This window comes from Delftia tsuruhatensis NBRC 16741 (assembly GCF_001571325.1).
Taxonomy (GTDB): domain Bacteria; phylum Pseudomonadota; class Gammaproteobacteria; order Burkholderiales; family Burkholderiaceae_C; genus Comamonas; species Comamonas tsuruhatensis.
Genome location: NZ_BCTO01000033.1, coordinates 76,903 through 101,136 on the forward strand (window position 1 = coordinate 76,903; position 24,234 = coordinate 101,136).

Annotated in this window: 25 protein-coding genes; 13 read left to right on the plus strand and 12 right to left on the minus strand. The window is 65.5% G+C overall.

From position 1 onward, the window contains the following. Nucleotides 1–1,008: an AraC family transcriptional regulator gene (locus DTS01S_RS17305; protein WP_061288223.1), complete on the minus strand. Its 1,008-nt coding sequence runs from the start codon at nt 1,006–1,008 to the stop codon at nt 1–3. Between the two features lie 192 nt (nt 1,009–1,200). On the opposite strand from DTS01S_RS17305, the gene DTS01S_RS17310 reads away from it, so the two are divergent. From DTS01S_RS17310 to cutA, 8 genes are all read left to right on the plus strand, one after another. Beyond that, complete coding sequence (locus DTS01S_RS17310; RefSeq protein WP_012203717.1) at nt 1,201–1,992, plus strand: SDR family oxidoreductase; 792 nt, start codon at nt 1,201–1,203, stop codon at nt 1,990–1,992. Between the two features lie 36 nt (nt 1,993–2,028). Beyond that, nucleotides 2,029–3,324: a styrene monooxygenase/indole monooxygenase family protein gene (locus DTS01S_RS17315; protein WP_061288225.1), complete on the plus strand. Its 1,296-nt coding sequence runs from the start codon at nt 2,029–2,031 to the stop codon at nt 3,322–3,324. Nucleotides 3,325–3,338: 14 nt separating this feature from the next. Continuing rightward, on the plus strand, nt 3,339–3,866 hold the full coding sequence (locus tag DTS01S_RS17320) for a flavin reductase family protein (RefSeq protein ID WP_016449085.1): 528 nt from the start codon (nt 3,339–3,341) through the stop codon (nt 3,864–3,866). A gap of 59 nt (nt 3,867–3,925) precedes the next feature. Then, a complete protein-coding gene (locus tag DTS01S_RS17325) occupies nt 3,926–5,161 on the plus strand; it encodes a dienelactone hydrolase family protein (RefSeq protein WP_016449084.1) in 1,236 nt (411 codons plus the stop codon). A gap of 192 nt (nt 5,162–5,353) precedes the next feature. After that, nucleotides 5,354–5,911, plus strand: coding sequence for a MarR family winged helix-turn-helix transcriptional regulator (locus DTS01S_RS17330; RefSeq protein ID WP_016449083.1), 558 nt, complete (start codon nt 5,354–5,356; stop codon nt 5,909–5,911). Then, nucleotides 5,904–6,737, plus strand: coding sequence for a class II aldolase/adducin family protein (locus DTS01S_RS17335; protein ID WP_255247321.1), 834 nt, complete (start codon nt 5,904–5,906; stop codon nt 6,735–6,737). Before DTS01S_RS17330 ends, DTS01S_RS17335 begins: the two co-directional genes overlap by 8 nt. An 18-nt stretch (nt 6,738–6,755) precedes the next feature. After that, the gene (locus tag DTS01S_RS17340; RefSeq protein ID WP_017404218.1) at nt 6,756–7,781 is read left to right on the plus strand and encodes a 2-dehydropantoate 2-reductase; all 1,026 of its coding nucleotides are present in this window, start codon (nt 6,756–6,758) and stop codon (nt 7,779–7,781) included. Nucleotides 7,782–7,833: 52 nt separating this feature from the next. After that, nucleotides 7,834–8,232, plus strand: coding sequence for a divalent-cation tolerance protein CutA (cutA, locus tag DTS01S_RS17345; protein ID WP_017404219.1), 399 nt, complete (start codon nt 7,834–7,836; stop codon nt 8,230–8,232). Here cutA and DTS01S_RS17350 read toward each other — a convergent pair. The 4 genes from DTS01S_RS17350 to ftsY form a co-directional block, all read right to left on the minus strand. Continuing rightward, nucleotides 8,219–9,208 carry a Bug family tripartite tricarboxylate transporter substrate binding protein gene (locus tag DTS01S_RS17350; RefSeq protein ID WP_017404220.1) on the minus strand — a complete coding sequence of 330 codons (990 nt, stop codon included), beginning with the start codon at nt 9,206–9,208 and terminating at the stop codon, nt 8,219–8,221. The two genes, cutA and DTS01S_RS17350, sit on opposite strands and share 14 nt — an antisense overlap. Before the next feature lie 323 nt (nt 9,209–9,531). Next, nucleotides 9,532–10,461 carry a DMT family transporter gene (locus tag DTS01S_RS17355; protein WP_061288227.1) on the minus strand — a complete coding sequence of 310 codons (930 nt, stop codon included), beginning with the start codon at nt 10,459–10,461 and terminating at the stop codon, nt 9,532–9,534. A 523-nt stretch (nt 10,462–10,984) separates the two neighbouring features. Next, complete coding sequence (locus DTS01S_RS29740; protein ID WP_254662032.1) at nt 10,985–11,722, minus strand: GntR family transcriptional regulator; 738 nt, start codon at nt 11,720–11,722, stop codon at nt 10,985–10,987. A gap of 930 nt (nt 11,723–12,652) precedes the next feature. Next, nucleotides 12,653–13,873, minus strand: coding sequence for a signal recognition particle-docking protein FtsY (gene ftsY / locus DTS01S_RS17365; RefSeq protein ID WP_016449076.1), 1,221 nt, complete (start codon nt 13,871–13,873; stop codon nt 12,653–12,655). A 28-nt stretch (nt 13,874–13,901) separates the two neighbouring features. On the opposite strand from ftsY, the gene DTS01S_RS17370 reads away from it, so the two are divergent. The 4 genes from DTS01S_RS17370 to coaD all read left to right on the plus strand — a co-directional run bounded on the left by DTS01S_RS17370 (nt 13,902) and on the right by coaD (nt 18,103). Beyond that, a complete protein-coding gene (locus tag DTS01S_RS17370; protein ID WP_026062084.1) occupies nt 13,902–15,380 on the plus strand; it encodes a M16 family metallopeptidase in 1,479 nt (492 codons plus the stop codon). A 26-nt stretch (nt 15,381–15,406) separates the two neighbouring features. Then, nucleotides 15,407–16,768, plus strand: a complete 1,362-nt coding sequence (locus DTS01S_RS17375; RefSeq protein ID WP_061288229.1) for a M16 family metallopeptidase — start codon at nt 15,407–15,409, stop codon at nt 16,766–16,768. Beyond that, complete coding sequence (gene rsmD, locus DTS01S_RS17380) at nt 16,765–17,472, plus strand: 16S rRNA (guanine(966)-N(2))-methyltransferase RsmD (RefSeq protein WP_043791136.1); 708 nt, start codon at nt 16,765–16,767, stop codon at nt 17,470–17,472. The genes DTS01S_RS17375 and rsmD overlap by 4 nt, the downstream gene beginning before the upstream one ends. Nucleotides 17,473–17,602: 130 nt before the next feature. After that, nucleotides 17,603–18,103, plus strand: coding sequence for a pantetheine-phosphate adenylyltransferase (gene coaD, locus DTS01S_RS17385; protein ID WP_016449072.1), 501 nt, complete (start codon nt 17,603–17,605; stop codon nt 18,101–18,103). Nucleotides 18,104–18,156: 53 nt separating this feature from the next. Here coaD and DTS01S_RS17390 read toward each other — a convergent pair whose 3' ends face one another. The 5 genes from DTS01S_RS17390 to DTS01S_RS17405 form a co-directional block, all read right to left on the minus strand. After that, nucleotides 18,157–19,275: a zinc-binding metallopeptidase family protein gene (locus DTS01S_RS17390; protein ID WP_016449071.1), complete on the minus strand. Its 1,119-nt coding sequence runs from the start codon at nt 19,273–19,275 to the stop codon at nt 18,157–18,159. A 165-nt stretch (nt 19,276–19,440) separates the two neighbouring features. Further along, complete coding sequence (locus DTS01S_RS17395; protein WP_012203732.1) at nt 19,441–19,761, minus strand: BON domain-containing protein; 321 nt, start codon at nt 19,759–19,761, stop codon at nt 19,441–19,443. Nucleotides 19,762–19,831: 70 nt separating this feature from the next. Continuing rightward, nucleotides 19,832–20,221 (minus strand): hypothetical protein, encoded by a 390-nt coding sequence (locus DTS01S_RS17400; RefSeq protein ID WP_016449070.1) that lies wholly within the window; start codon nt 20,219–20,221, stop codon nt 19,832–19,834. Between the two features lie 111 nt (nt 20,222–20,332). Continuing rightward, nucleotides 20,333–20,494, minus strand: coding sequence for a DUF1328 domain-containing protein (locus DTS01S_RS29745; RefSeq protein WP_013803930.1), 162 nt, complete (start codon nt 20,492–20,494; stop codon nt 20,333–20,335). 244 nt (nt 20,495–20,738) lie between these two features. Beyond that, nucleotides 20,739–22,088, minus strand: a complete 1,350-nt coding sequence (locus DTS01S_RS17405) for a sensor histidine kinase (RefSeq protein ID WP_016449069.1) — start codon at nt 22,086–22,088, stop codon at nt 20,739–20,741. A 143-nt stretch (nt 22,089–22,231) separates the two neighbouring features. On the opposite strand from DTS01S_RS17405, the gene DTS01S_RS17410 reads away from it, so the two are divergent. Then, complete coding sequence (locus tag DTS01S_RS17410) at nt 22,232–22,864, plus strand: response regulator (protein ID WP_012203736.1); 633 nt, start codon at nt 22,232–22,234, stop codon at nt 22,862–22,864. A gap of 89 nt (nt 22,865–22,953) precedes the next feature. On the opposite strand, the gene DTS01S_RS17415 is transcribed toward DTS01S_RS17410, so the two are convergent. Beyond that, nucleotides 22,954–23,352, minus strand: coding sequence for a response regulator (locus DTS01S_RS17415; RefSeq protein WP_013803928.1), 399 nt, complete (start codon nt 23,350–23,352; stop codon nt 22,954–22,956). A gap of 119 nt (nt 23,353–23,471) precedes the next feature. After that, complete coding sequence (locus DTS01S_RS17420) at nt 23,472–24,224, minus strand: HesA/MoeB/ThiF family protein (protein WP_017404230.1); 753 nt, start codon at nt 24,222–24,224, stop codon at nt 23,472–23,474. Nucleotides 24,225–24,234: the final 10 nt, after the last annotated feature.

Consider the following 24,234-nt stretch of genomic DNA (forward strand, 5'->3'; position numbering starts at 1 on the left):
TCAGGCCTGCACGCGGCGGCTCGCCGTCTCGGACGGGAGCTCGCCGAAGCGGCTGCGGTACTGGGCCGCGAAGTGGCCCAGGTGCAGGAAGCCGTATTTCTGCGCCACGTCGCGCACGCCGGAGCCGGCTGCGGCGCCCGGGCCCTTGGCTGCCTGGAGTTCGGCGCGCACCCGGTCCAGCCGCAGCTGGCGCAGGAAATCCATGGGCCCCATGCCCGCGTGCTGGCGGAAGGAGGCCTGCAGCGTGCGCGCGCTGCAGCCGGCCTCGCGGCAGACATCGGCCAGCGACAGGGGCTGGTCGGCATGGGCCTGCATGTACTCCTGGGCCTTGCGCACGCCGCGCGGCAGCAGGCTGCGCCGGCTGTCCCCGGCCAGTGCGCGGCTGTGGCTGTGCGTGGCCGACATCAGCAGGCTGGTCAGCAGGTATTCCTCCGCATGCCGGGCCAGTGCCTGCGTGGCCTGCAGGGCGTTGCCCGCATCCAGCGTGTGCCGCAGGCAGTCGATGAAATGCACCAGCGGTGCCAGCGCCGGCTGGTCCAGCGGCACGCCCAGATCGAACACCAGGGGCCGGCCTGCGGGCGCCTGCAGCAGCGCCTCCAGCCGCGCCACCAGGGCCGGGCGGGCCATGCGCACGATCAGGTGCGGGCTGTCGTCGGCCCAGCGCATGGACAGCGGCTCGGTCGGCGAGGGCAGGGAGGCCAGGCGCGGCGTGGCATCCACCTGCTGCGCGCCGCAGCGGATCTCGGCACTGCCGCGCAGGGGAATCTGCAACAGGAAGAAGTCCCGCAGGTAGCCGGGCTCGATGTGCACGCCGGGACCGTACTGCACATAGTTCAGGCTGACGTTGCGGGAAAGCGGCGCGCTGTGGTGGCAGGCATCCAGCTCGGCGCGCGGGCGCAGCATGCCCAGGCCATGCGGACAGAAGACGCGCGCCACGCTTTCGCGGGCCTCGTCCATGTCGTGGCTCTCGAAAAGCCGGTAGCGCTGCAGCGGCAGCGGTGTGTGCATGGCGTGTTCCATAGGCTGGGCAGAACGTAGCAAAAACCACCCGCTCCCACAATTCGGACCATTCCCCGGGAGCCGATTTCTGCGCGCCAGGGACAGTGCCTGCGCTTGCCGGATGCCTGCGCGGCCTGGCCCCCCGTAACGTGTGCTGCACAGGCCAGCCCGGCCTGGCATCCACACGGGAGAACAAGCGTCATGTTCAAGGGACTCGAAGGCAAAAGCGCCATCGTCACCGGCGGCTCCACCCTGATAGGCGCCGGCGTGGTGCGTGCGCTGCACGCGGCCGGCGTGAAGGTGGTCATTGCCGACATCGATGCCGACAACGGCCAGGTGCTGGCCGATGCGCTGGGCGAGGGCGCGCTTTTCGTGCGCACCGACATCACCGACGACGCGCAGGTCGCCGCCTGCGTTCAGCAGGCATGCAGCCGGCACGGCGGCGTGCACATCCTGGTCAACCTGGCCTGCTCCTATGTGGATGAGGGCCTGCAGTCGCCGCGTGCCGACTGGCTGGCCTCGTTCAACGTGAACGTGGCCAGCGCCGTGGCCATGCTGCAGGCCGTGCACCCGCACATGGTGGCCGCCGGTGGCGGGGCCGTGGTGAATTTCACCAGCATCTCCTCCGAGGCCGCGCAGACGGGGCGCTGGCTCTACCCGGCCAGCAAGGCGGCCATGAAGCAGCTCACGCGCAGCATGGCCATGGACCTGGCGGCCGATGGCATCCGCGTCAACAGCGTCTGCCCGGGCTGGACCTGGTCGGCGGTGATGGACCGGCTCAGTGGCGGCGACCGCGCCAAGACCGACCGCGTGGCCGCGCCCTTTCACCTGCTGGGCCGCGTGGGCGATCCGCACGAGGTGGCGCAGGTGGTGCTGTTCCTGTGCTCGGACCATGCCAGCTTCGTGACCGGGGCCGACTACGCGGTGGACGGCGGCTACGGCGCCATGGGGCCCGAGCGGGCCGTGGCCGCCATTCCCCAATTGATGGACTAGTACGCAGTACGGACACGGAGCCGCAAGGAGACAGCCATGAAGAAAATCGCCATCGTCGGAGCCGGCCAGTCGGGCCTGCAACTGGGCCTGGGCCTGCTGGCCGCGGGCCATCAGGTCACGATACTGAGCAACCGCACGGCGCAGGACATCGCCCAGGGCCGGGTCATGTCCAGCCAGTGCATGTTCGACAGCGCGCTGCAGATAGAGCGCGGCCTGGGCCTGGTCCACTGGTCGCGCGAATGCCCGGTGGTCGAGGGCATCGGCCTGTGCGTGCCGCACCCTGGGCAACACGGCGAGAAGGCGGCCGACAAGGCCATCGACTGGGCGGCGCGGCTGAACGCGGGCGCGCAGTCCGTGGACCAGCGCCTGAAGATCCCCGCATGGATGGACGATTTCCGCCGCCAGGGCGGCGAGCTGGTGCTCAAGGACGCGGGCATCGCCGAGCTGGAGGAATGCACGCGCAGCCATGACCTGACCCTGGTTGCCAGCGGCAAGGGCGAGATATCGAGGCTGTTCGAGCGCGATGCCCACCGCTCGCGCTTCGACCAGCCCCAGCGCGCGCTGGCGCTGACCTATGTGACGGGCATGAAGCCGCGCGAGCCGTTCTCCGCCGTGTCCTTCAACCTTGTGCCGGGCGTGGGCGAGTATTTCGTGTTCCCGGCGCTGACGACCACGGGCCCCTGCGAGATCATGGTGTTCGAGGGCGTGCCCGGCGGCCCCATGGACTGCTGGGGCGATGTGAAGACACCGGAGCAGCACCTGGAGCGCAGCCGCTGGATCCTCGACACCTTCGTGCCCTGGGAGGCCGAGCGCTGCCGCGACATTGCGCTGACCGATGACAACGGCATCCTCGCGGGCTGCTTCGCCCCCACGGTGCGCAAGCCCGTGGCCACGCTGCCGTCGGGGCGCAAGGTGCTGGGCATGGGCGACGTGGTGGTGCTCAACGACCCCATTACGGGCCAGGGCTCCAACAACGCGGCCAAGTGCGCCGACACCTATCTGCGCAGCATCCTGGCGCGCGGCAATGGCGACAGTAATGGTGACGGAAATGGCGCCTTCGACGCCGCCTGGATGCAGCAGACCTTCGACCGCTACTGGTTCGGCTATGCGCAATGGGTCACGCAGTGGACCAACATGCTGCTGGCGCCACCGCCACCCCATGTGCTCAAGCTGCTGGCCAGCGCGGGCACGCTGGCACCGCTGGCCAGCGCCCTTGCCAACGGCTTCGACGACCCGCGCACCTTCTTCCCCTGGTTCGCGGACGCGGGCGAGGCGGACCACTACATCGACAGCTGCGCGGCCATCGCCGCCATGGCAGCCGTCCCCGCCTAGCCACAGAGGCCGCCATGAGCACATGCGACACCCCGGCCGCCGCCACGGCCTGCTCCTTCGATCCGCGCGAGCTGCGCAAGGCCTTCGGCCAGTTCACCACGGGCGTGACCGTCATCACCACGCGCGCGCCGGACGGGCGGCGCGTGGGCATGACGGCCAACTCGTTCTCCTCTGTGTCGCTGGACCCGCCGCTGGTGCTGTGGAGCCTGGCGCGCCAGGCGCCCAGCGTCTGCGATTTCCAGGGTGCCAGCCACTTCGCCATCCACGTGCTGGCTGCGGGCCAGCACCTTCTGTCGCGGCGCTTTTCCACGCCGCAGCAAGACAAGTTCGTCGGCCTGGACTGCGCGGAAGGCCCGGCCGGCGTGCCCCTGATCGATGGCGTGCTGGCCCGCTTCGTCTGCCGCAACGTCCGGCAATACGATGGCGGCGACCACCTCATCTTCATCGGCCAGGTCGAGCGCTGCGAACGCTTCGACGGCGAGCCCCTGGCCTTTCACGCGGGCTACTATCAGGTGACGGTGCGGCACCCCGAATGCGTATGACGGGCCATGAAAAAAGCGGCACCGCAGCTTTCCCCACCCTTTGAAACGGAGACAACCCCATGCAGCAGAAAGAACCCCCGGCCAGCCGCCATGTGCGCATCAACGCGCTGGACGGCAGCGGCAGCTTCAACGCCTACCTGGCCGTGCCGGCCTCGGGCAGCGGCCCCGGCCTGGTGCTGGCGCAGGAGATCTTCGGCGTCAACGCCACCATGCGCGAGGTGGCCGACTACTACGCCGAAGAAGGCTACGTGGTGCTGGTGCCCGACCTGTTCTGGCGCCAGCAGCCCGATGTGGAGCTGGGCTACACGCCGGCGGACTGGGAGCGCGCCTTCGGCTTCTACAAGGGATTCGACGAGGCCCTGGGCGTGCAGGACATCCAGGCCTGCCTGAACGCCTTGCGCCAGCGCCCCGAGGTCACGGACGGCAAGGCCGGCGTTCTGGGCTTTTGCCTGGGCGGCAAGCTGGCCTACCTGGCCGCCTGCCGCACCGATGCCGATGCGGTGGTCGGCTACTACGGCGTGGGCATCGAGGCGGCGCTGGACGAGGCCGAGCGCATCCGCTGCCCGCTCACCCTGCATGTGGCCGAGCTCGACGCCTTCTGCCCGCCCGAGGCGCGCCAGCGCATCGTCCAGGCGCTGGGCGGGCGTCCCGGCGTGGCCGTGCATGTCTATCCCGGCGTGGACCATGCCTTTGCGCGCAAGGGCGGCGACCATTTCCACCGCGCCTCGGCCCTGATGGCGCACGAGCGCAGCATTGCCACGCTCAAGTCCGCTATCGGCCCGCATTTCGACCTGGCCGCGCTGTGGGACAAGCACTGCGAGTACGAGTTCGCCACGCGCAACGTGGACGACACCATGGCCACCATGGTGGCCGAGCCCTATGTGAACCACATCCCCACCATGACCGGCGGCGTGGGCTTCAGCAACCTGCACGCCTTCTATACGAACCACTTCGTCAACAGCAATCCGCCCGACACGTCGCTGACCCCGATTTCACGCACGGTGGGGGCCTCGCAGGTGGTGGACGAGATGCTGTTCTGCTTCACGCACACCACCGAGATCCCGTGGATGCTGCCCGGCGTGCGGCCCACGGGGCGGCGCGTGGAGATCCCGCTGCTGGCCGTGGTCAAGTTCCGGGGCGACAAGCTCTACCACGAGCACATCTACTGGGACCAGGCCAGCGTGCTGGTGCAGGTGGGCCTGCTGGACCCGGCGCTGCTGCCCGTGGCGGGCGTGGAGACGGCCCGCAAGCTGCTGGACGAGACCCTGCCTTCCAACGAACTGCTCAAGCGTTGAGCGCGGCGCGGGCGCACGGGTTTCACCCTGCGCCCGCTGGCGGCCTGCAGGCCGCCAGGGCTCTCAGGGTTGCCACCAATGTTGATATGTCAACATTGGTGGATCATGCGGCCATCGCAATCGCAATCGCAATCGCAATCGCAATCGCCATCGCCATCGCCATCGCCATCGCCGCCCGGTTCCCTCCGTCCAATGCCCCGCCCACGCACATCCACGATCCCTGCCGCCGATGCCGCCACCGGCCCTGCACCGGACACGCAGGTCTGCCCCCAGACGCTGGCGCTGGAGGATTTCATCACCTTCCGCCTGGGCGCGCTGTCCAATGCGCTGCAGACCCAGGTGACGCGCCACTACATCGCGCCGGCATCGCCCGTGGGGCTGACCGAGTGGCGGCTCATGGGCCAGATCCAGCGCCATGGCGAGCTGCATGCCAGCGCGCTGTCGCGCCTGAGCCTGATGGACAAGGCCCAGATCAGCCGCGCGCTGCAGCCGCTGATCGACCGGGGCTGGGTGCTGCGCCGCGCCGATCCGCAGCACGCGCGGCGCCACCTGCTGCAGCTGAGCGAAGCTGGGCAGGCGCTCTTCGACGAGGTGCTGTCCCGCGCACGCCCCTACCAGGCGGCCCTGCTCAATGCCCTGACGGCCGATGAGCGCGCCATGCTGGACCGCATCCTGGACAAGCTGGGCCGTGCCTCCCAAGCGCTGGACCAAGGGCTGGACCAGGGGCTGGACCAGGGGCTGGATGCCTGATTTCCCCACAAGCCACTGCACAACCCACCTCAAGACCCACCTCAGAACCCACCCCACGAGCCACACCATGAATTGCTCCATGCACCCTGATGAACGCGCCGCCCGCATCGAACTGGCCGCCTGCTACCGCGTCTTTGCCATGCTGGGCTGGGACGAGCTGATCTACAACCACATCACGGTGCGCCTGCCCGACAGCGTGACGGGCGGGGAAAAGCAGTTCCTGATCAACCCCTTCGGCCTGCATTACGAAGAGGTCACGGCCAGCAACCTGGTACGCATCAATGTGCGCGGCGAGGTGCTGGACGGCTCGCGGCATCCGGTGAATCCGGCCGGCTTCGTGGTGCATGCGGCCATCCACGACGGGCTGCCGGGCGCGCACTGCGTGATGCACACGCACACCACCTCGGGCATGGGCGTGGCCTGCCTGGAGCAGGGCCTGTCGCAAAGCAACTTCTACAGCGCCCAATTGCACGGCATGGTGGCCTACCATGACTTCGAGGGCATCACCATCCATGCCGACGAAGGGCCGCGCCTGCTGGCCAGCATCGGCCACCGCAAGGCCGTGATCCTGCGCAACCATGGCCTGCTCAGCTGGGGCAGCGACCTGCCCCAGGCCTTCGTGGTGCTGTGGACGCTGCAGCGCGCCTGCGACGTGCAGATGGCCACCCTGTCCATGGGTGCGCCGCGCATGGTCTCCGACGCCATGGCCCAGCGCTGCAACGAGGACTCGCTGACCTTCAACGCCAGCCACGGCGGTGCCCGCGATGTGTTCGACCACCTGGTGCGCCGCGTGAACCGGCGCGACAGCAGCTATCTCGATCTTTGAACCCGGAGCTTCCCGCGCATGACCATGGAACAGACAAGCATTTCATTCGACAAGGCCTGCATCTTCGGCGCCGGTGCCATCGGCGGCTGGATGGGCGCGGCCCTGGCCCGCGCCGGCTGCCAGCTCAGCGCCGTGGCGCGCGGCGCCGCGCTGCAGGCCCTGCGCACCCAGGGCCTGACCCTGGTGCACGGCGAGCAGCGCGAGCACTTCGCGCTGCGTGCCGAACAGGACCCGGCCGCCCTGGGCGTGCAGGACCTGGTCATCATCTCCGTCAAGGCGCCGGGCATGCCCGATGTGGCCGAGCGCATCGCCCCGCTGATCGGCCCGCAGACCGTGGTGCTCACGGCCATGAACGGCGTGCCCTGGTGGTTCCTGCACGGCGGTGTCGATGCCAGCGTGCGCGGCAAGCAGCTGAAAGCCGTGGACCCTGAAGGCCGCATTGCGCAAGCCATCCCGCTGGGCCAGGTGCTGGGCTCCGTGGTCCATGCCAGCTGCTCCAACGATGCGCCCGGCGTGGTGCGCCGGCACTTCGGCAACAGCCTGATCCTGGGCGAGCCTCTGGCCACAGGGCCCGGCCAGCCGCCCACGCCGCGCCTGGCGGCACTGGCCCAACTGCTGCAGCGTGGCGGCATCGAGGCCAAGGTCTCCGACAACATCCAGCGCGACGCCTGGTACAAGCTCTGGGGCAACATGACCGTCAACCCCGTCAGCGCGCTGACGGGTGCCACCTCGGACCGCATCCTGGGCGACGACCTGGTGCGCGGCCTGATCACGCGCGTGATGCTGGAGGCCAAGGAGATCGGCGCGCGCATCGGCCTGCCCATCAACGAATCGCCCGAAGACCGCCATGCGGTCACGCTCAAGCTGGGCGCCTTCAAGACCTCCATGCTGCAGGACGTGGAAGCCGGCAAGCCCGTGGAGCTCGACGCCCTGGTGGGCGCGGTGCGCGAAATGGGCCAGCTGTGCGGCGTGGACACCCCGTTCACCGATGCGCTGCTGGGCCTGGCGCGGCTGCAGGCGCGGCAAAAGGGGCTGATGGCCTGACGCCGCAAGGGCCAGTACCGGCCTGCAGCACGCAACCGTAGACTACGCCTCCATGACTTCCGCCAAGAACCCCGCCTCGCCCTGGTCCACGCTGTGCGTGGTGGCCACCACCGTCCCCAGTGCCGAGGAGGCCGCCCATCTGGCGCGCAGCCTGGTGCAGCAGCAGGCCGCGGCCTGCGTGCAGGTGGAGGCCATCACCTCGCACTATGTGTGGGACGGCGAGATGCACGCCACGCCCGAGTGGCGGCTGGTCTGCAAGACCCTGCCCGACGTGCTGGAGCGCCTGGCCCGGCTGCTGCGCGCCGGGCACAGCTACAGCGTGCCGCAGATCACCATGCGCACCGAGCGCTGCATGGCCGACTATGCGCAGTGGCTGCGCTCCCAGGTCTCGACCCGGGACGTGGCGGACGCTGCAGAAAGGGCCGCCGCGCCCCGCATCACTGCGGCGTGACGTTGGCGGCCTTGATCACGGGCACCCAGGTCGCTGTCTCCTTGCGGATCAGCTCGCCGAAGGCGCTGCCCGTGACCACCCAGGGCTCGATCCCCTGCAGGTCCAGCTGCCTGACCACGGCCGGCGTGCTGAAGATCTCCTGAATATCCTTTTCCAGCTGCCTGAGCACGGCCGGCGGCGTCTTCCTGGGCGCCATCACGCCGTACCAGGACGAGATGGCAATGCCCGGCACGCCCGCCTGGGCCAGCGTGGGCACATCAGGCAGGTACTTGCTGCGGGCCGGGTCGGTCACGGCCAGCGCACGCAGCTTGCCCGACTGCACATGCGGCAGCAGCGCGGGCACATTGCCCACGATCATCGGCACCGTGCCGCCCAGCACATCGTTGAGGCCGGGCGCCGTGCCCTTGTAGGCCACGTGCAGGATGTCGGCGCCGGTCTGCTGCTTGAACAGCTCGCCGGCCAGATGCAGGCTGGAGCCCACGCCGGGCGAGGCATAGCTGATGGTGGCCGGCCTGGCCTTGGACAGGGCCACCAGCTCCTGCACCGTTTTGGCGGGCACGCCGGGGTGCACGGCGATCACATTGGCCGCCTTGGCCAGCGAGGCCACGGGCGCGAAGTCCGTCTCCACGCTGTAGCCGGGCCTGGCCAGCAGCGTGGGATTGATGGTCAGGTTGCCCTGGGGCACGACCAGCAGCGCATGGCCGTCCGGCGCGGCACGCTTGACCATGTCGATGCCGATATTGCCGTTGGCCCCGGGCTTGTTCTCCACCACCGAAGTCTGCTTGTAGCGCTCGGCCAATCCCGTGGACAGCAGGCGGGCCAGCGCATCGACCGGGCCTCCGGGCGGAAAGGGCGCGACGATGGTGAAAGGCTTGGCGGCCAGCTGCTGCTGCGCGGCGGCATCCTGGGCCAGGGCGCTCTGGCATGCGGCTGCTGCCAGCAGGGCGGCAGCGCCGAGCAAGGTGGGGGCTTTCATGGGGAACTCCGGGGAACAAGGCAAGGCAGGTACAAGCAAAAGAAATGCCTGAGGGCTATCGATTGTTTCTTGTATAAAACAACGTTCTTCTTATAAATCAATGCAAAGCATAAAACCTGCGGCTTGATTCGAATCAAGGGAAAACCCTTGCCTGCATGCCTGGGCCTTCGCTGCGTTCGCATGCCCATGAAAAAAGGAGCGCAGCGCGCTCCCGTAAGTCCACTCCAGAGAATGGGTCAAAGCGCATCAACAGGGGAGCTGATGCAGTCGATGCCAAGCCGCAGGACGACAGCTCCACGAGCAGGTCTTGCTGCCATCGCATGTCAGGCCTGTAGGCAAGTCACCACTAAGCCCAACAGCATCAGGCCCATGCCTATCTTCTCTGTTCGACTGAAGCTTTCGCTGAACACGCGGCGCGAAACCAGGTAGCTGAAAACGACCTCGATCATTCCCAAAGTGCGCACAGGTGATGCTCCTTGCATGGCGTAGGCCGTGAACCAAGCAATTGAAGCGGCTGCCCCCATGCAACCGGCAAGCAGCGAGATGCGCCAAGCTCGAAAAATAGGTGCCAGACCTTGAGCTGTGCGCAACTGGATCCAAAGTCCCATGCCGACGGTTTGCATCGACTGTGCGATCAGCACGCCCCAGGCGCCAGATAACCATGCCGTTTCGGCGCCAAGTGCCAGCGACCCTCCTCGAAATCCTACTGTTGCAACTGCAAAGCAGGAGCCGCAAGCCAGGCCATAAAGTGCAGATCGGTTGAGCCACGCGGACGGTGAGAGCAACTGTTCGCGTGGCGGCAGGGACAGCAGCAGCATACCGATTGTGGCTACGATCATTGCGGCCAACGCCAGCGGTGTTGGAAGTTCATGGAGAAAAACCGATGCGAACAGAGCTAGCTGCAGCACCTCTGTCTTTGTCAGAGTGACAGCCACGGCAAAGTTGCGCTCCTTCATCGCCAGCAGCAAAGCGACCGTTCCAGCCAATTGGAAAAAAGCGCCCAATGCAATCCAGCCAAGGTAAATCGGCGTGATCGAAGGTACAGCGTATGGCTTTGCTGGTACCAGATACAGCAGTGCCAGCCACAACATGGCAAAAGGTAGGCCATACAGAAAACGCACCAGCGTGGCCGATAGCGCGCCCAGCTCCTGTGTCAGGCTGCGCTGCGCTGTGTTTCGTACCGTTTGAGCGAGAGCGGCGAACAGGGTTATGGGAACCCATAACCAAGAAAAACCTTGAATGGATTCAAGCATGAATATGGAGGAGGGATGGGTAAATGGGGCGTAGAGTAAATTCTTACATTGCTGTGGATTATTTGGTAATGCACAGCAATGCTCATTTGCTGATTAGAGAAATTTTGCTCTCTTGAAGATTTATTGAACGGTTGAAGACAGAGACTCGAGATAGAACATGAGGCCTGCGTAGAGCGTTTCTTCTGGGGTGCCCGCGCGAGGAGAGCTCGGCATCATCCAGGTATCCTTGCTGCCGTTTATCCGCATGCTGCGGAGAAAGCAGTATGTGGTCAATGCGTAGAATTTGCAACTCGAAAAATACTCTTAAGATAAAGATTTTCTTAAATACAGAGATATTGAAATCGATTTGCAGAATGCGCAATTCCAGTAAGCAATTCAGAGAAAGAACTGATTTTCTCAACAAGCACGCATAGCGTGATTGTTATGAAAAGGTGATGCTGGGTCTTTATTTCCTGATGCTATCTGAAAATAGTATGGCTATAGATGGTGGCTTATCTTGCGTACCAATTTTGAAAGAGCGATTTCATAGGTCCCTGCGTATAGCCGCCAGCAGGCTTTTCGAAGAATTCCAGATATGCTGCTCGGCAAGGGCCTGGGCCTTCTTTGGGTCGCGATTGCGGATGGCGGCGAGGATGCCGCGTTTTTCTTCTGTGCTTTCTGAGGCCCGTGAGCTGTGAGAAAGTGAGAGTCTCCGCAGGCGTGCGAGGCGGCTCCTTTGTGAAGAAAGATAGCTTGCCATCAGCGAATTTTGGGCTGCATCCAGGAGAACTTCGTAGAACTCCTCGATGGTCTCGATCTGAGCCCCGACATCGCCCGAAATCTGCGCTTCATTCATCGCTTTCACTGTGACATCCAGGCGCTCGATTTGCTCTATGGTGGCTCGCTCTGCGCACAGTGCCGCCACATAGCCTTCAACGGCTGCACGCATTTCAAAGATCTGGCGAATGCCGTCTTCATCGATAACGGCGACTATCGGGCCTTTATAGGGCTCCTTTGTGATCCACCCTTCTGCCTCCAATTGCCCCAGGGTTTCACGAACTATCGTTCTGCTCACATCAAGGAGATCGCACAGCTTGCGTTCTACCAAGCGTGATCCAGGTGGAAGTTGGCCTTCCACAATGGCGCGCTTCAATTGCTCAAGTGCCAGCTGTCGGAGCGTTGGATTCACACGCTCTACGGCCATACTGCCTCGCGGAATTCCCATGTCTGTCAATGCAGGTCTGTCTGTGTCTGTACCTGCTTTAGAGGCTTGCCGTTTCATGTCTGTTTGACTTTCTTGCGAATTGAGTGATGGTATACCAACATACAATCTTGGGTCAAGATATGGAAGGGTGCGAAAAATTGAGAGGCATCTGGTTGGGAAGGCAGCAGGAAGACAGTGACCAAGCCATCTCCGCCCTCGATGGTTTGTCTCTGATTGGTTTGCAAGCCACATAAATTGGCCTGAACTTGCCATCTGCAGCCAGCAAGTAGCCTAATCGGCTGGTTTAAAACTCTTATGTGCTTTTACGAGCCCCGAAAAGTGGGGGGGGCAGAGCGGGAGAATATGCTTGAAATGATGCGCGGCACACGCCGTAGTTGGCATATCGAAGGCAGGTCGCACTGATGAGTCTGTTGCCGAGTTTTCGCACAGGCACTCAACAGAGTTGGTGCGCTTGCCGAGGCATGGGCCGTACGCTCACCCGCACGCAAAGCTGGAGCGACGGGAAAAAATGCGTTCTCCACATCGGAGCCCAGAGTTGAGTGCGGTGGTGCACCGCAAGGCCTGCCAGCCGGCGTCAGTGAGGAAGAGCTAGGATTTCTGACCGTCCGAAGCAAGGACGGGCTTGTCGGTGCTACCGAGCACTGGCGGAAGTGCTGCTTTGACTGGCCGAAGAGATTCGTCAATTGCCACGTGACGATGAGTGGCTGCTTCGGTGATTGAAGGGCATGCCCTTTCTGGTCTTTGCCGCGCCCACGCTGTCGGCTGTGGCAAAGTACTGGGCTTTTGCGGCAAGTCACATGAGCTAACCCGGTAGGGCCTGGCCTGATCAGTCCCGAAGCGGTTGAGTGCGTCAGAGGTTGAGGCTGGAGAGCTCTTCGTTGAGCGGTCACTCCCCAATGGATGAGCGGAGAGCGGCTTGAGCGCCAGCCCGCAATTCATCCATTCCGCCTTCCTGTGGCGCCTGTCGAGAAAACTCTGAACAGATTGTCAGGACAGCAGCGCCTGCGCGAATTCCCTGGCGTTGAAGGTCTCCAGGTCTTCGACCTTTTCGCCCACGCCGATGAAGTACACGGGGATCGGCCGTTCCTGGGCAATGGCGGCCAGCACGCCGCCCTTGGCCGTGCCGTCGAGCTTGGTGACGATCAGGCCCGTGAGCTGCAGTGCATCGTCGAAGGCGCGCACCTGGGCCAGCGCGTTCTGGCCGGTGTTGCCGTCGATGACCAGCAGCACCTCGTGCGGTGCCGTGGCATCGGCCTTGGTGACCACGCGGCGGATCTTGCGCAGCTCTTCCATCAGGTGCAGCTGGGTGGGCAGGCGGCCCGCCGTGTCCACCAGCACCACATCCTTCTTGCGGGCGCGGCCGGCGGTGACGGCATCAAAGCTCACGGCTGCAGGATCACCGCCTTCCTGGCTGACGATCTCCACCGTGTTGCGGTTGGCCCAGACGCCGAGCTGCTCGCGCGCGGCGGCGCGGAAGGTGTCGGCGGCAGCCAGCAGCACGCTCTGGCCTTCGTCGGCCAGATGCTTGGTCAGCTTGCCGATGGAGGTGGTCTTGCCTGCGCCGTTGACGCCAGCGACCATGACCACGGTAGGCTGGTGCTCGCCGATGATCAGCGGCTTTTCCAGCGGGCGCAGCAGGTCGGCCAGTGCATCGGCCAGCAGGGCCTTGACGGCGGCGGGGTCGGTGGCCTTGGCTTCCTTGACGCGGCGGCGCAGGTCGGTGAGCAGGTGCTCGGTGGCCTTGACGCCGGTGTCGGCCATCAGCAGGGCGTCTTCCAGCTCTTCGTACAGCGCATCGTTGATCTGCGTGCCGGTGAAGACCGTGGCGATGCTGCTGCCGGTCTTGCGCAGTCCGGCCTTGAGGCGCTGCATCCAGTTCTGGCGGCTGGCGCCTTCGGCTTCGGGCTTGGCCGTGGGCTCGGGTGCGGCAATGAAGTCGGCAGGCGCGAGCGTGGAAGCAGCAGCAGTGGGTGCAGCGGGTGCGGCAGGCGGGGCGGCATCGCCCTTGCCGCCGCCGAAGGGCTTGCGCCACCAGGCGCTGCCGGTGTCGGCTGCGGCCGGTGGGGCAGGTGTGCCAGGGGGCAGGTCTGGGGCGCGGTCCTGCGGCGGGGTTGCGGGAATGCCGGCCTCTTCAGGCGCGGCGCTGCTGTCCGCCGGGGAAATCTCGGCGGAGGAGGGGGTGGGCTTTTTCTTGAAAAAACTGAACATCGGCAGGTTCTTAGAATCACAGCATTCTATGAAACATGCACTCACCCTCCTGGGCTTAATGGCCTGCATGGGCACCGGGGCTGCTTTGGCAGCCCCGGATGCATCCTCTTCCTCCCCTTCGTCACTGCTGCAGACGGTGGCCAGCCAGGCCGCAGGCGGCCAGCGGTCCGCCACAGCAGCGCAGCAATTCACCCTGAAGAACGGCATGCAGCTCATCGTGCAGCCCGACCGGCGCGCGCCCACGGCCGTGCACATGGTCTGGGTGCGCGTGGGCGCCATCGATGAGGTCGACGGCACCTCGGGCGTGGCCCACGCGCTCGAGCACATGATGTTCAAGGGTTCGCGCAAGGTGGCGCCCGGCGAGTTCTCGCGCCGGGTGGCGGCCCTGGGCGGGCAGGAGAACGCCTTCACCAGCCGCGACTACACGGGCTACTACCAGCAGATCCCGTCCAGCCGGCTGGAAGACGTGATGAAGCTCGAATCCGACCGCTTCGCCAACAACCACTGGCCCGACAGCGAGTTCAAGAAGGAGATCGAGGTCATCAAGGAAGAGCGCCGCATGCGCACCGAGGACCAGCCGCGCGCCGTGCTCATGGAGCAACTGATGGCGGCGACCTTCATGGCCTCGCCCTACCACCGGCCCGTGATCGGCTGGATGAGCGATCTGGACGCCCTGACGCCCGGCGACGTGCGCGATTTCCACAGCCGCTGGTATGTGCCCGGCAATGCCACCGTCGTCATTGCCGGTGATGTGGACGTTGCCAAGGTCCGCGCCTGGGCCGAGAAGTACTACGGCAGCATTCCCGCACGCGCCGTGCCGGTGCGCAAGCCGCGCACCGAGCCTGCGCAGATCGGCATCCGCCGCATCGAGGTCAAGCAGCCGGCCGAGCAGGCCCTGGTGGCCCTGGCCTTCCGTGCGCCCTCGCTGACGCGCGTCAGCGATCTGCAGGCCGATGACCGCGATGCGCTGGCGCTGCTGGTGCTCTCGGCCGTGCTCGACGGCTATGACGGCGCCCGCCTGGAGCGGGCCCTGGTCCAGGGCGAAGGCCGCGTGGCCGACGGCGCGGGCAGCTCCATGTCGCTCATGAGCCGCGGCCCCGGCCTGTTCATGCTGACGGGCGTGCCCGCCACCGGCAAGACTGCGGCCGAGGTCGAGGCCGCGCTGCGCGCCGAAGTGGCCAAGGTCGCCAGGGACGGCGTCGAGCCTGCCGAACTGGAGCGCGTGAAGACGCAATGGATGGCCTCCAATGTCTATGAGCGCGACTCGGTCATGGGCCAGGCCCAGAGCCTGGGCAATTACTGGATACAGGGCATGCCGCTGGATGCGGAAGACCAGTTGCTGGCCCAGCTTCGCACCATCACGCCCGATGACGTCAAGCGCGTGGCGGCCAAGTACTTTGGCGATGACCAGCTCACGGTGGGCACCCTGGTGCCGCAGCCCCTGCCTGAAGGCGGCAAGCCCCGCCGCACCGACGCGGGTGCAGGCATTGGCGGACCCCTGCATTGATGCCCCCGAAGCACGCTGGAGTGAAGATGAAGAACATGAAAAAGATGGTGGCCAGCTCCGTGCTGGCAAGCGTGGGCCTGGGCTTTGGCGCCACGTCCGCATGGGCCTTGCTGCCCATCCAGCACTGGACCCAGCCCAGCGGGGCGCAGGTCTGGCTGGTGGACAGCCCGGGCATTCCCATGGTCGATGTGCAGATGGATTTCGACGCCGGCAGCCGGCGCGATCCCGCCAATCAGGTCGGCCTGGCCAGCGCCGTGGCGCTGATGGCGTCCAAGGGCGTCACGGCCCAGGGCAGCGCGCCTGCTCTCGATGAAAACGGCCTGGGCCAGGCCTGGGCCGATCTGGGGGCCAGCTTTGGCGCCCAGGCGGGCCGCGACAGCTTCAGCTATGGGCTGCGCTCCCTGACCGAGCCCGCGCTGCTGCAGCGCGCCGTGGCCCTGGCCGCGCGCCAGATCGCCAGCCCCAGCTGGCCGCAGGATGTGTGGCTGCGCGAGCGCGAGCGCTGGACTGCGGCCATCAAGGAATCGGACACGCGCCCCGTAACGGTGGCCGGCAAGGCCCTGAGCCAGGGCGTGTTCGGCACCCACCCCTACGGTGCGCGTGCCACGGCCGAGAGCCTGTCGCGCATCGACCTGTCGGACATGCAGTCCTTACACCGCCGGCTGATCGCCGCCTGCCGTGCCAAGGTCAGCATCGTCGGCGCCGTCAGCCGCGAGCAGGCCGACCAGCTGGTGCAGCAACTGCTGGCTCCGCTGCAGGCGGCGCAGGGCCAGGATGCGGGCGCCTGCGCTCCGCTGCCCGACGTGCCCAAGGTGCAGGCGCTCAAGGCGCCGGTCAACGAGAACATCCCCTTCGCCTCGGCCCAGGCGCAGGTGCTGATCGCCCAGCCCGGCATTGCACGCAACAGCCCGGACTTCATGGCCGTGCTCGTGGGCAACCACATCCTGGGCGGCGGAGGCTTCACCTCGCGGCTGACCGAGGAAGTGCGCGAAAAGCGCGGCCTGAGCTACAGCGTCTACAGCGACTTCTCGCCGGGCCTGGACGCGGGTGCCTTCACGATCGCCCTGCAGACACGTCCCGACCAGGCGGCCGAGGCCTTGAAGGTGTCGCAGGACACGCTGCGCCGCTTTGTCGCCGACGGCCCGACCGAGAAGGAGCTCAAGGCCGCCAAGGACAATCTGATCGGCGGCTTTGCGCTGCGCATAGACAGCAACCGCAAGCTGCTGGGCAATGTGGCCAACATCGCCTGGAACGGCCTGCCGCTGGACTATCTGGAGCACTGGACCGAGCGCGTGCAGGCGCTGACCGTGCGTGATGTGCGCGAGGCCATGCAGCGCATGCTGCAGCCCGATCGCATGGTGACCGTCGTCGTGGGAGGCAAGCAATGAGCCGCAACAGCATCAAACTGCATACCCCTGCCGGCAAGCGCTGGCTGGAAAAGGCCACGGCCGAGGCCGCGTCGCCCAAGGCGCCTGCCGCAGCGCCGGCCGCAAAGGCAAAGGCGGGCAAGCCGGCACCCTCGGGTGCGGGCGAGGTCCGCATCATCGGCGGCCAGTGGCGCCGCACGCGTCTGCCCGTGGCGCAGCGCCCGGGCCTGCGCCCCACGCCGGACCGCGTGCGCGAGACCCTGTTCAACTGGCTGGGCCAGGACCTGACGGGCTGGCACTGCCTGGACGCCTTCGCGGGCACGGGTGCGCTGGGCTTCGAGGCCGCATCGCGCGGCGCGACCAGCGTGCTGATGAACGAGCAGGACGCCGCCCTGGTGCTGCAGCTGCAGCGCCTGCGCGAGCGCCTGGACGCCCAGTCCGTGCGCGTGCTGCGCGGCGATGGCATCGGCTGCCTGCGCCAGGTGGCGCCGGGCACGCTGGACCTGGTGCTGATCGATCCGCCGTTCGACCATGCCGAGCTGTTCGAGCCTGCGCTGAAGGCCGCTGCGCTGGCCGTCTCCGCCCAGGGCTATGTCTATCTGGAGGCGCCCCAGGCCTGGACCGAGGAGCAACTGGCCGAGGCTGGCGGCCTGCAGCTGTTCCGCCATCTCAAGGCGGGTGCCGTCCACGCCCATCTGCTGCGCAAGGCCGCGCAGGACGAGTAGTCTGGCGCCGCAGCCGTGTTCCAGCGCAGGAATGCGGCTGTCGCGCAGCCGACGGGCCATGCTGCAGTGCAATGCATAATGCGCCATCCGTGCCGGACCAGGGCACGCGCAGCCAAGGAAAGTGAACGCCATGAGCCACGACGTGATTGCCGTCTACCCCGGAACCTTCGATCCGATCACGCTGGGCCACGAAGACGTGGTGCGCCGTGCGACCCAGCTGTTCAGCCACGTCATCGTGGCCGTGGCGGCCGGCCACCACAAGAAGACCATGTTCAATCTCGAGGAACGCATGGAGATGGTGCGCGAGGCCGTGTCCATCTATCCCCATGTCCAGGTCGAGAGCTTTCATGGCCTGCTGCGCGACTTCGTGGTCGAGCGCGGCGGCAAGGCCATGGTGCGCGGCCTGCGCGCGGTCACCGACTTCGACTACGAGTTTCAGCTTGCCGGCATGAACCGCACGCTGATGCCCGAGGTGGAGACCGTCTTCCTCACGCCCAGCGACCGCTACCAGTTCATCAGCAGCACCTTCGTGCGCGAGATCGCCACGCTGGATGGCGAGATCGACAAGTTCGTCTCGCCCAACGTGCGCACGCGACTGCTTGAGAAGGTGCAGGCCAATCGCGCTCCTTGAGAGAGGGAGGCCGGCCAGGCGCCTTGGCCCGCCCCCATGACGAGTTCACGATATCAGGCGCTCTGCGTGGCGGCACTTGCATTCACGGCCGCATGCACGAATTCCAGCTTGCGCCGCGCGCCCATTGAAAGAGCGAACGGATAGGCATCCCCGTGGCCCAGGCTGCGGTTGAGGCTGTTGGTCAGCAGCGTCAGCGGCACCCACTGGTCCAGCATGGTGCCGAAGTCCGGCCGGGCAGGGACCGCGAACGGGTCCTGCACGCACAGCGCGGCCGGCGTTCCCATGCCCGCCGCCGTGCCTGCGCCTCCTGGCAAGGTGATGCAGGTGCCATAGCTGGCCGCAGTCTCCAGCAGATCCACCATGTGCAGGTAGTGGGCCCAGCTTTCGGCCCAGTCTTCCCACGGGTGGGAGGTGGCATAGGCGCTGACGAAGTTGTCGCGCCACTGCCCATCCAGCGGGCTGCGTGCGTAGTAGTTCTGCAGGGCCTGGGCATAGTCCTGGCGCTCGTCGCCGAACAGGCGGCGGAATTCCTCGATACGGCCCGCGCCCACCACCAGCCTGTCCCAGAAGAAGTGGCCGGACTCATGGCGCAGATGGCCCACCAGCGTCCGGTAGGGCTCATGCAGCGCCTGGCGGCGCCGGGCACGCTCGGCATCGTCGGCCTCCACCACGTTCAGCGTGATGGTGCCGTTGGCATGGCCGGTCATCACCGGCGCCTGCCCGGGCAGGTCGGCCAGCAGTTCGAAGCGCGGCCCGTCCTCTCCAGGCCTGGGGCCCAGGCCCAGGCGGGCCAGCGTATAGAACAGCTGGCGCTTGGCCGCCTCGATCTTGGTCCAGCGCAAGGCATTGGCCGGGTCTGACAGATCGGGCAGCCAGCGTGTCTGGCGGCAGGATTCGCACAGCGCGTGGGGGTCGTCGGCGGGCAGGGCGAAGTTGCACTGGCCCACAGGTCCCCGGTGGCTGCACATCTTGTAGAGGCGGCCTGGCGGCTTGCCTGCGCCCAGGGAGGACAGGCTCTCCCACAGCGCGCTGTCCCGCGCGCCGGAAACCGGTCGCAGGCAAGCCACATGCAGTCGCTCTGGCAGGAAGGCCAGGGTGGCGCCGCAGTGCACGCATTGAACGCTGTCGAAGAAAACCGGGTGGCCGCAGGCATCGCAGTTGAAAACTCGCATGTCGGTCACTTTACGCCGTATGCCCTGGCGTCATGAAAAATGATTCCCATGTCGCCCTGGCGCTGCAAGGTCAGATTCCCCCAAGGGTGGTTTTCACCGGGGTGGCCCTGCAATGAAAAAAGGCCGGATGACACCGGCCTTTCGATGGCCCCATGGGGGCCTGCATCAGGGGCGAACCACGATGCTGTTGCGCACTTCGCGCACGTTCTTGGTGGTGCGTGCGATCTCGGCAGCGCGGGCCTTTTCCGACTCCGACTTGGCAAAGCCCGACAGTTGCACCGTGCCGTTCAGGGTCTCGACGCTGATGGAGGTGGCCGAGACGCTCTTGTCCTCTGCCATCTTGGCCTTCACGGCAGTGGTGATGCCGGCGTCATCCACATACGAACCCACGGTCTGCTGGTCGCGGGCCACGGAGCAGGCGGTGGTGCCGAGCACGGTGGCGCCGGCGACGAGAGCGAAAGCGATGGCACGGGTGTACTTTTGCATGGTCAGTTCTTTCTTGGACAAGAAATGGAGGGAAACGGTAGTCGAGGGAACTCGGGGGCTGGGCTGCAGCTCACTTGCGCGAGCGGGAACTCATGAAGAACGCGGTGGCCAGGGCTGCGCCCGTGGCTGCTGCCAGCAGCATGGAGCGGCCAGGCTGCTCGATGACGTAGCGCGTGGTGGCTTCCGTGGCAGATTGCAGCTGGCGGCGGGCGCGGTCGGAGCTGTCGGCGCAGAAGTTGATTCCGCGCGTGGCCAGTTCCTGGGCACGTGCCGCGAGGTCGTCGATGACGGGATTCAGTTCACGCTCGATGGACTTCACGCCTTCCTCGGCCTTGTCCAGAGCATTTGCTGCAGTGCGGCGCGTGGTGTTGACGGCTTCCTTGGCAGTGTCTGCTACGTCCTGGGCAACGTCCTTGGCGGTATCGGCGGCTTTGTTCACGGCTTTCTCGGCTTGGCTCATTGGTTCTATCTCCTCAAAACTTGCATGAATGGGAAAGGCGGTCGGGCTGCCGGGCTGGCTGCCCGCCGGAGGCGGGCTTGGGCTGGCAGGTGGCTGAAGGCGGCGCCGCCGCTACTTCTTGATCAGGCTCATCACAAAGGTGACTACAGCCATGATCACGAAAATATAGAACAGGATCTTGGCGATGCCTACAGCACCTGCCGCAATTCCGCCAAAGCCGAAGATGGCGGCGACGAGAGCGATCACGAAAAACACGATGGCGTAGTGCAGCATGTAGAACTCCTTGGTTGTTCGTTGCCAAGAAACGGCATCTGGCTGTCAGGAGCCGAGTGCTGTTCCCATGCGATTGACTGTACCGAGCCGCCCGAGGCCGGATTGACGGTGCCCGGCGTGGCATGGCGTCAGGGTTAGGCAGGGGGTGGGTGTAGGAAAAGCGCCGGCCCGCAGTGCCCATCAAGAAAAACCCCTGCCAGGGCGGTGCCGGGCAGGGGTTGTGCGTGCAGGCGATGCGTCGTGGTCAGGCGGATGCCGGGCTCAGCGGAATGACGGCGGAGATGGCCGTGCCCTTGCCCAGTTCGGAGGAGACGGTCAGCCGCCCGCCTGCCGCCTCCACGCGATGGCGCATGCCGGCCAGCCCGTGGGAGTTGGGGCGCATGGCCGAGGTCTCGAAGCCCTCGCCATCGTCCTGGATCTGCACTGTCACATAGGTCGGGTAGTTGTGCACGGAGACCAGTACGTGGCTGGCCTTGGCGTATTTGCCGATATTGGTCAGCGACTCCTGCACGATGCGGTAGACCGTGAGCTGGGTCGACTCCGGCAGCTCCACCTGCTCCAGGTTCGCTGTGACCTCGATGCCGCTGCGTTCGCCGAATTCGCGTGCCAGGATTTCCAGCGCCGTGGTCAGGCCCAGGTTGGACAGGGACGAAGGACGCAGGTCCTCGATGATGCGGCGCTTGAGGGCAATGCCGCTGTTGAGCGTCTCCACCAGATGGCTGACGCGCTCTCCCACGTCGGGGGCGCTGAGGTCGATCTTGGATTTGAGCCGGGCCACATCGAGCTTGGCCGCCGTCAGCAGCGAGCCCAGTTCATCGTGCAGCTCGCGCGCCAGGTGGCCGCGCTCATCCTCGCGCACCTGCTGCAAGTGGTTGGCCAGCTCCGTCAGCGTGGCCGTGCGTTCGCGCACCAGGGCTTCAAGGCGGTTGCGCTCGTCACGCTGGATTTCCTGCTCGCGCTGATGGGCCTGCTGCAGCGCGTGGGCCTGGCGCAGGTACATGAAAAAGCCCAGCACGCCCAGCGCGGTCACCGTGGCAATGCCTATGCGCGACAGCGACAGCGTGTGCTCGATATCCTGCAGGTTCTTGGCCGAGCGCTCGTCTATGCCTGACAGCAGCTTGCCTGTGTAGTCCCGGATGGCATCCATGTTCTCCATGCCCACGTCCGTGAACATGACGAAGCGCCAGGCTTCCTCGTTGCCCTGGCGGTACAGGCGCAGGCTCAACTCCATCTCGCTCATCTTGCGCTCGACCTGGCGGGCCAGCGGCGTGAAGATGGCCAGTTCCTGGGGGTCGTAGATGAAGATCTGGCGCAACTCGTCCATGTTGTAGTTGATGGCCGTGATCGCCTTGCTGTAGGGCTCCAGGTAGCGCTCCTCCCCCGTGAGCAGGTAGCCGCGCAGGCCGGTCTCTGCATCGAGCATCAACCGCAGCAGTTGGCTGATTTCCGAGCGGGTCGCCTGGGTCTGGGTCATGGCCTCCAGCGCCTTGGTCGAGCGCTTGTAGCTGGCCTCGTTAATGCTGACAAGCAGCACGGCCGCAACGATGGCAAATGCCAGGCTGATCGCAATTCTTCGGAAATTTATCCAACGCATAAGCATCCTCTCACCTACAAGATCTTCGCCGATATTCTGCATAATTCGTGTTATCGGCAGCCGGAGCAGTTCCTGCCCCGGCCGTTACCATATATTGTTTGCACGACCGGCGTTCCTGCTGGTCCCCCGAAAAAGAGGTATTCATGATCAGAATCGGCATTGTGGACGACCATGCAATTGTGCGCTCGGGTCTGCGTCAGTTTCTCTCGGAACATGTGGACCTGCGTGTAGTCGGTGAGGCCGCCAATGGCCGTGAGGCCATCGACCTGGTCCGAGCCCACGAGATCGACGTGCTGCTGATGGACCTGTCCATGCCCGGGCAAAGCGGCATCGATGCGCTGGCCATGCTGCGGGCCAAGGCCCCTGACATGGGCATCCTGATCCTGAGCGGATATCCCGAGGAGCACTACGCGATCAACCTGATCCGCCAGGGCGCCAGCGGCTACCTGAACAAGGAATGCGATCCCCAGGAGATTGCCGAAGCGATCCGCACCGTGGCCCTGGGCCGCCGCTACCTGACGCCGGCCGTGGCCGACCTGCTGGCCCAGCAGCTCAACCGCAAGGATGACGCGCCAGCGCATGAACAGCTGTCCGAGCGTGAGTTCCAGGTCTTCCTCAAACTCGCGCGCGGCGAAACGGCAGGTGATATTGCGAAATCGCTCTCGCTGAGCGTGAAGACGGTCAGTACCTATCGCACGCGGCTTATGGAGAAAATGGGATTGTCATCCAACAGCGATCTCACGTATTACGCGCTGAAAAACCGGCTGATCGACTGATTCCCAGTCAATAGAAAATACGGGCTGCACGATTATCAAGTCGTGCAGCCTTTTTCTTTGATGGAGAGTAAAAATGCCGTGTTTTGGGTTCAGGCTGTTTTGAGTTGATTGAGCGATGCGGCGTCGATATTCATGCAATAGTCCATGAGTGCATCGATCTCATTGGACTTGTCGAAGACCGCATCCACGCCGAGCTGGGCGCAGCGGCTGCGGATGTCAGGGGTGGCGTAGTTGCTGAGCACCACGATCTTCTGGTGCGGCTGGCGCTCGCGGCAGGCGGTGAGCACACCCAGGCCGCTGCCCTGGCGCAGGAACAGATCGACGATGGCCAGATCCCATGCGTCGGGGTTCTGCTGAAGCCAGTCCGTCCCCGCGCTTTCCGTCTCGGCGATGCCCACGGCCTCGACATCGGCGAGTTCCTCGAGCGTGGCGATCAGGTTCTCGCGGATCGTAGGGTTGTCTTCAACAAGATAGGTGCGCAATTTCACGGCTGTATCCAATAGGGACGCGGATGGCAATCGGAGTCCGGCGGAACCCGGCCTTCATTGTCCTGCGCGACAGCGGGCGATTGTGCCAGTGGGGGATCGGCCTGGAAGTCAGTCGATTCCTACGCCTTGTTGCCGCAAACGGGACAGTCCGGCACACGGGTGGTTTGCATGCTACTCCAATCGAGGCTGCGGCTGTCGAACATGGTCAGGCGGTTTGTTGCAGGCGTGCCAAAACCCGCGATCAGCTTGAGGGCTTCGGCCGCCTGCAGCGTGCCCATGACGCCGACCACGGGGGCGAAGACGCCCATGGTCGAGCACTGCACTTCCTCGAACTGCGCCTCCGGCGGGAATACGCAGGCATAGCAGGCGCAGTTCTCGTCGCGTGGGTCCATCACCATGAGCTGGCCGTCCAGGCGGATGGCCGCCCCCGCCACCAGGGGCACCTTGTGCCGCACGCAGGCCGCGTTGATCATGTGGCGCGTGCGGTAGTTGTCCGTGCAGTCCAGCACCACCGTGGCTTGGGGCACGAGCTCGTCGAGCAGGGCATCGTCTGCGCGCTGCTGGCGGCAATCGATGCGGATGCCGGGGTTGATGGCATGCACGGCCGTGCGTATGGATTGCACCTTGGGCTGGCCCACGCGATCGGTGGTGTGGGCAATCTGGCGCTGCAGGTTGGTCATGTCCACGGCATCGTCGTCCACCAGGGTGATGCGGCCGATGCCGGCCGAGCCCAGGTACAGCGAGGCAGGCGCGCCCAGGCCGCCTGCGCCGATGATGAGCACATGCGCTGCCAGGATGCGCTCCTGGCCTTCGATGCCGATCTCGTCCAGCAGGATGTGGCGCGAGTAGCGCAGCAGTTGATCGTCGTTCATTCGCGTCTCC

Excerpts from the sequence above, each read along its gene's own strand:
- DTS01S_RS17335 (WP_255247321.1), top strand. The coding sequence starts at position 5,904 with ATGCCTGATTTCCCCACAAGCCACTGCACAACCCACCTCAAGACCCAC.
- DTS01S_RS17375 (WP_061288229.1), top strand. The coding sequence starts at position 15,407 with ATGAAGAACATGAAAAAGATGGTGGCCAGCTCCGTGCTGGCAAGCGTG.
- DTS01S_RS17420 (WP_017404230.1), bottom strand. The coding sequence starts at position 24,224 with ATGAACGACGATCAACTGCTGCGCTACTCGCGCCACATCCTGCTGGAC.
- DTS01S_RS17390 (WP_016449071.1), bottom strand. The coding sequence starts at position 19,275 with ATGCGAGTTTTCAACTGCGATGCCTGCGGCCACCCGGTTTTCTTCGAC.
- DTS01S_RS17310 (WP_012203717.1), top strand. The coding sequence starts at position 1,201 with ATGTTCAAGGGACTCGAAGGCAAAAGCGCCATCGTCACCGGCGGCTCC.
- DTS01S_RS29740 (WP_254662032.1), bottom strand. The coding sequence starts at position 11,722 with ATGAAACGGCAAGCCTCTAAAGCAGGTACAGACACAGACAGACCTGCA.
- DTS01S_RS17340 (WP_017404218.1), top strand. The coding sequence starts at position 6,756 with ATGACCATGGAACAGACAAGCATTTCATTCGACAAGGCCTGCATCTTC.
- coaD (WP_016449072.1), top strand. The coding sequence starts at position 17,603 with ATGAGCCACGACGTGATTGCCGTCTACCCCGGAACCTTCGATCCGATC.
- DTS01S_RS17400 (WP_016449070.1), bottom strand. The coding sequence starts at position 20,221 with ATGAGCCAAGCCGAGAAAGCCGTGAACAAAGCCGCCGATACCGCCAAG.
- DTS01S_RS17395 (WP_012203732.1), bottom strand. The coding sequence starts at position 19,761 with ATGCAAAAGTACACCCGTGCCATCGCTTTCGCTCTCGTCGCCGGCGCC.
- ftsY (WP_016449076.1), bottom strand. The coding sequence starts at position 13,873 with ATGTTCAGTTTTTTCAAGAAAAAGCCCACCCCCTCCTCCGCCGAGATT.
- DTS01S_RS17350 (WP_017404220.1), bottom strand. The coding sequence starts at position 9,208 with ATGAAAGCCCCCACCTTGCTCGGCGCTGCCGCCCTGCTGGCAGCAGCC.
- DTS01S_RS17320 (WP_016449085.1), top strand. The coding sequence starts at position 3,339 with ATGAGCACATGCGACACCCCGGCCGCCGCCACGGCCTGCTCCTTCGAT.
- DTS01S_RS17355 (WP_061288227.1), bottom strand. The coding sequence starts at position 10,461 with ATGCTTGAATCCATTCAAGGTTTTTCTTGGTTATGGGTTCCCATAACC.
- DTS01S_RS17315 (WP_061288225.1), top strand. The coding sequence starts at position 2,029 with ATGAAGAAAATCGCCATCGTCGGAGCCGGCCAGTCGGGCCTGCAACTG.
- DTS01S_RS17410 (WP_012203736.1), top strand. The coding sequence starts at position 22,232 with ATGATCAGAATCGGCATTGTGGACGACCATGCAATTGTGCGCTCGGGT.
- rsmD (WP_043791136.1), top strand. The coding sequence starts at position 16,765 with ATGAGCCGCAACAGCATCAAACTGCATACCCCTGCCGGCAAGCGCTGG.
- DTS01S_RS17330 (WP_016449083.1), top strand. The coding sequence starts at position 5,354 with ATGCCCCGCCCACGCACATCCACGATCCCTGCCGCCGATGCCGCCACC.
- cutA (WP_017404219.1), top strand. The coding sequence starts at position 7,834 with ATGACTTCCGCCAAGAACCCCGCCTCGCCCTGGTCCACGCTGTGCGTG.
- DTS01S_RS17305 (WP_061288223.1), bottom strand. The coding sequence starts at position 1,008 with ATGCACACACCGCTGCCGCTGCAGCGCTACCGGCTTTTCGAGAGCCAC.
- DTS01S_RS29745 (WP_013803930.1), bottom strand. The coding sequence starts at position 20,494 with ATGCTGCACTACGCCATCGTGTTTTTCGTGATCGCTCTCGTCGCCGCC.
- DTS01S_RS17325 (WP_016449084.1), top strand. The coding sequence starts at position 3,926 with ATGCAGCAGAAAGAACCCCCGGCCAGCCGCCATGTGCGCATCAACGCG.
- DTS01S_RS17370 (WP_026062084.1), top strand. The coding sequence starts at position 13,902 with ATGAAACATGCACTCACCCTCCTGGGCTTAATGGCCTGCATGGGCACC.
- DTS01S_RS17405 (WP_016449069.1), bottom strand. The coding sequence starts at position 22,088 with ATGCGTTGGATAAATTTCCGAAGAATTGCGATCAGCCTGGCATTTGCC.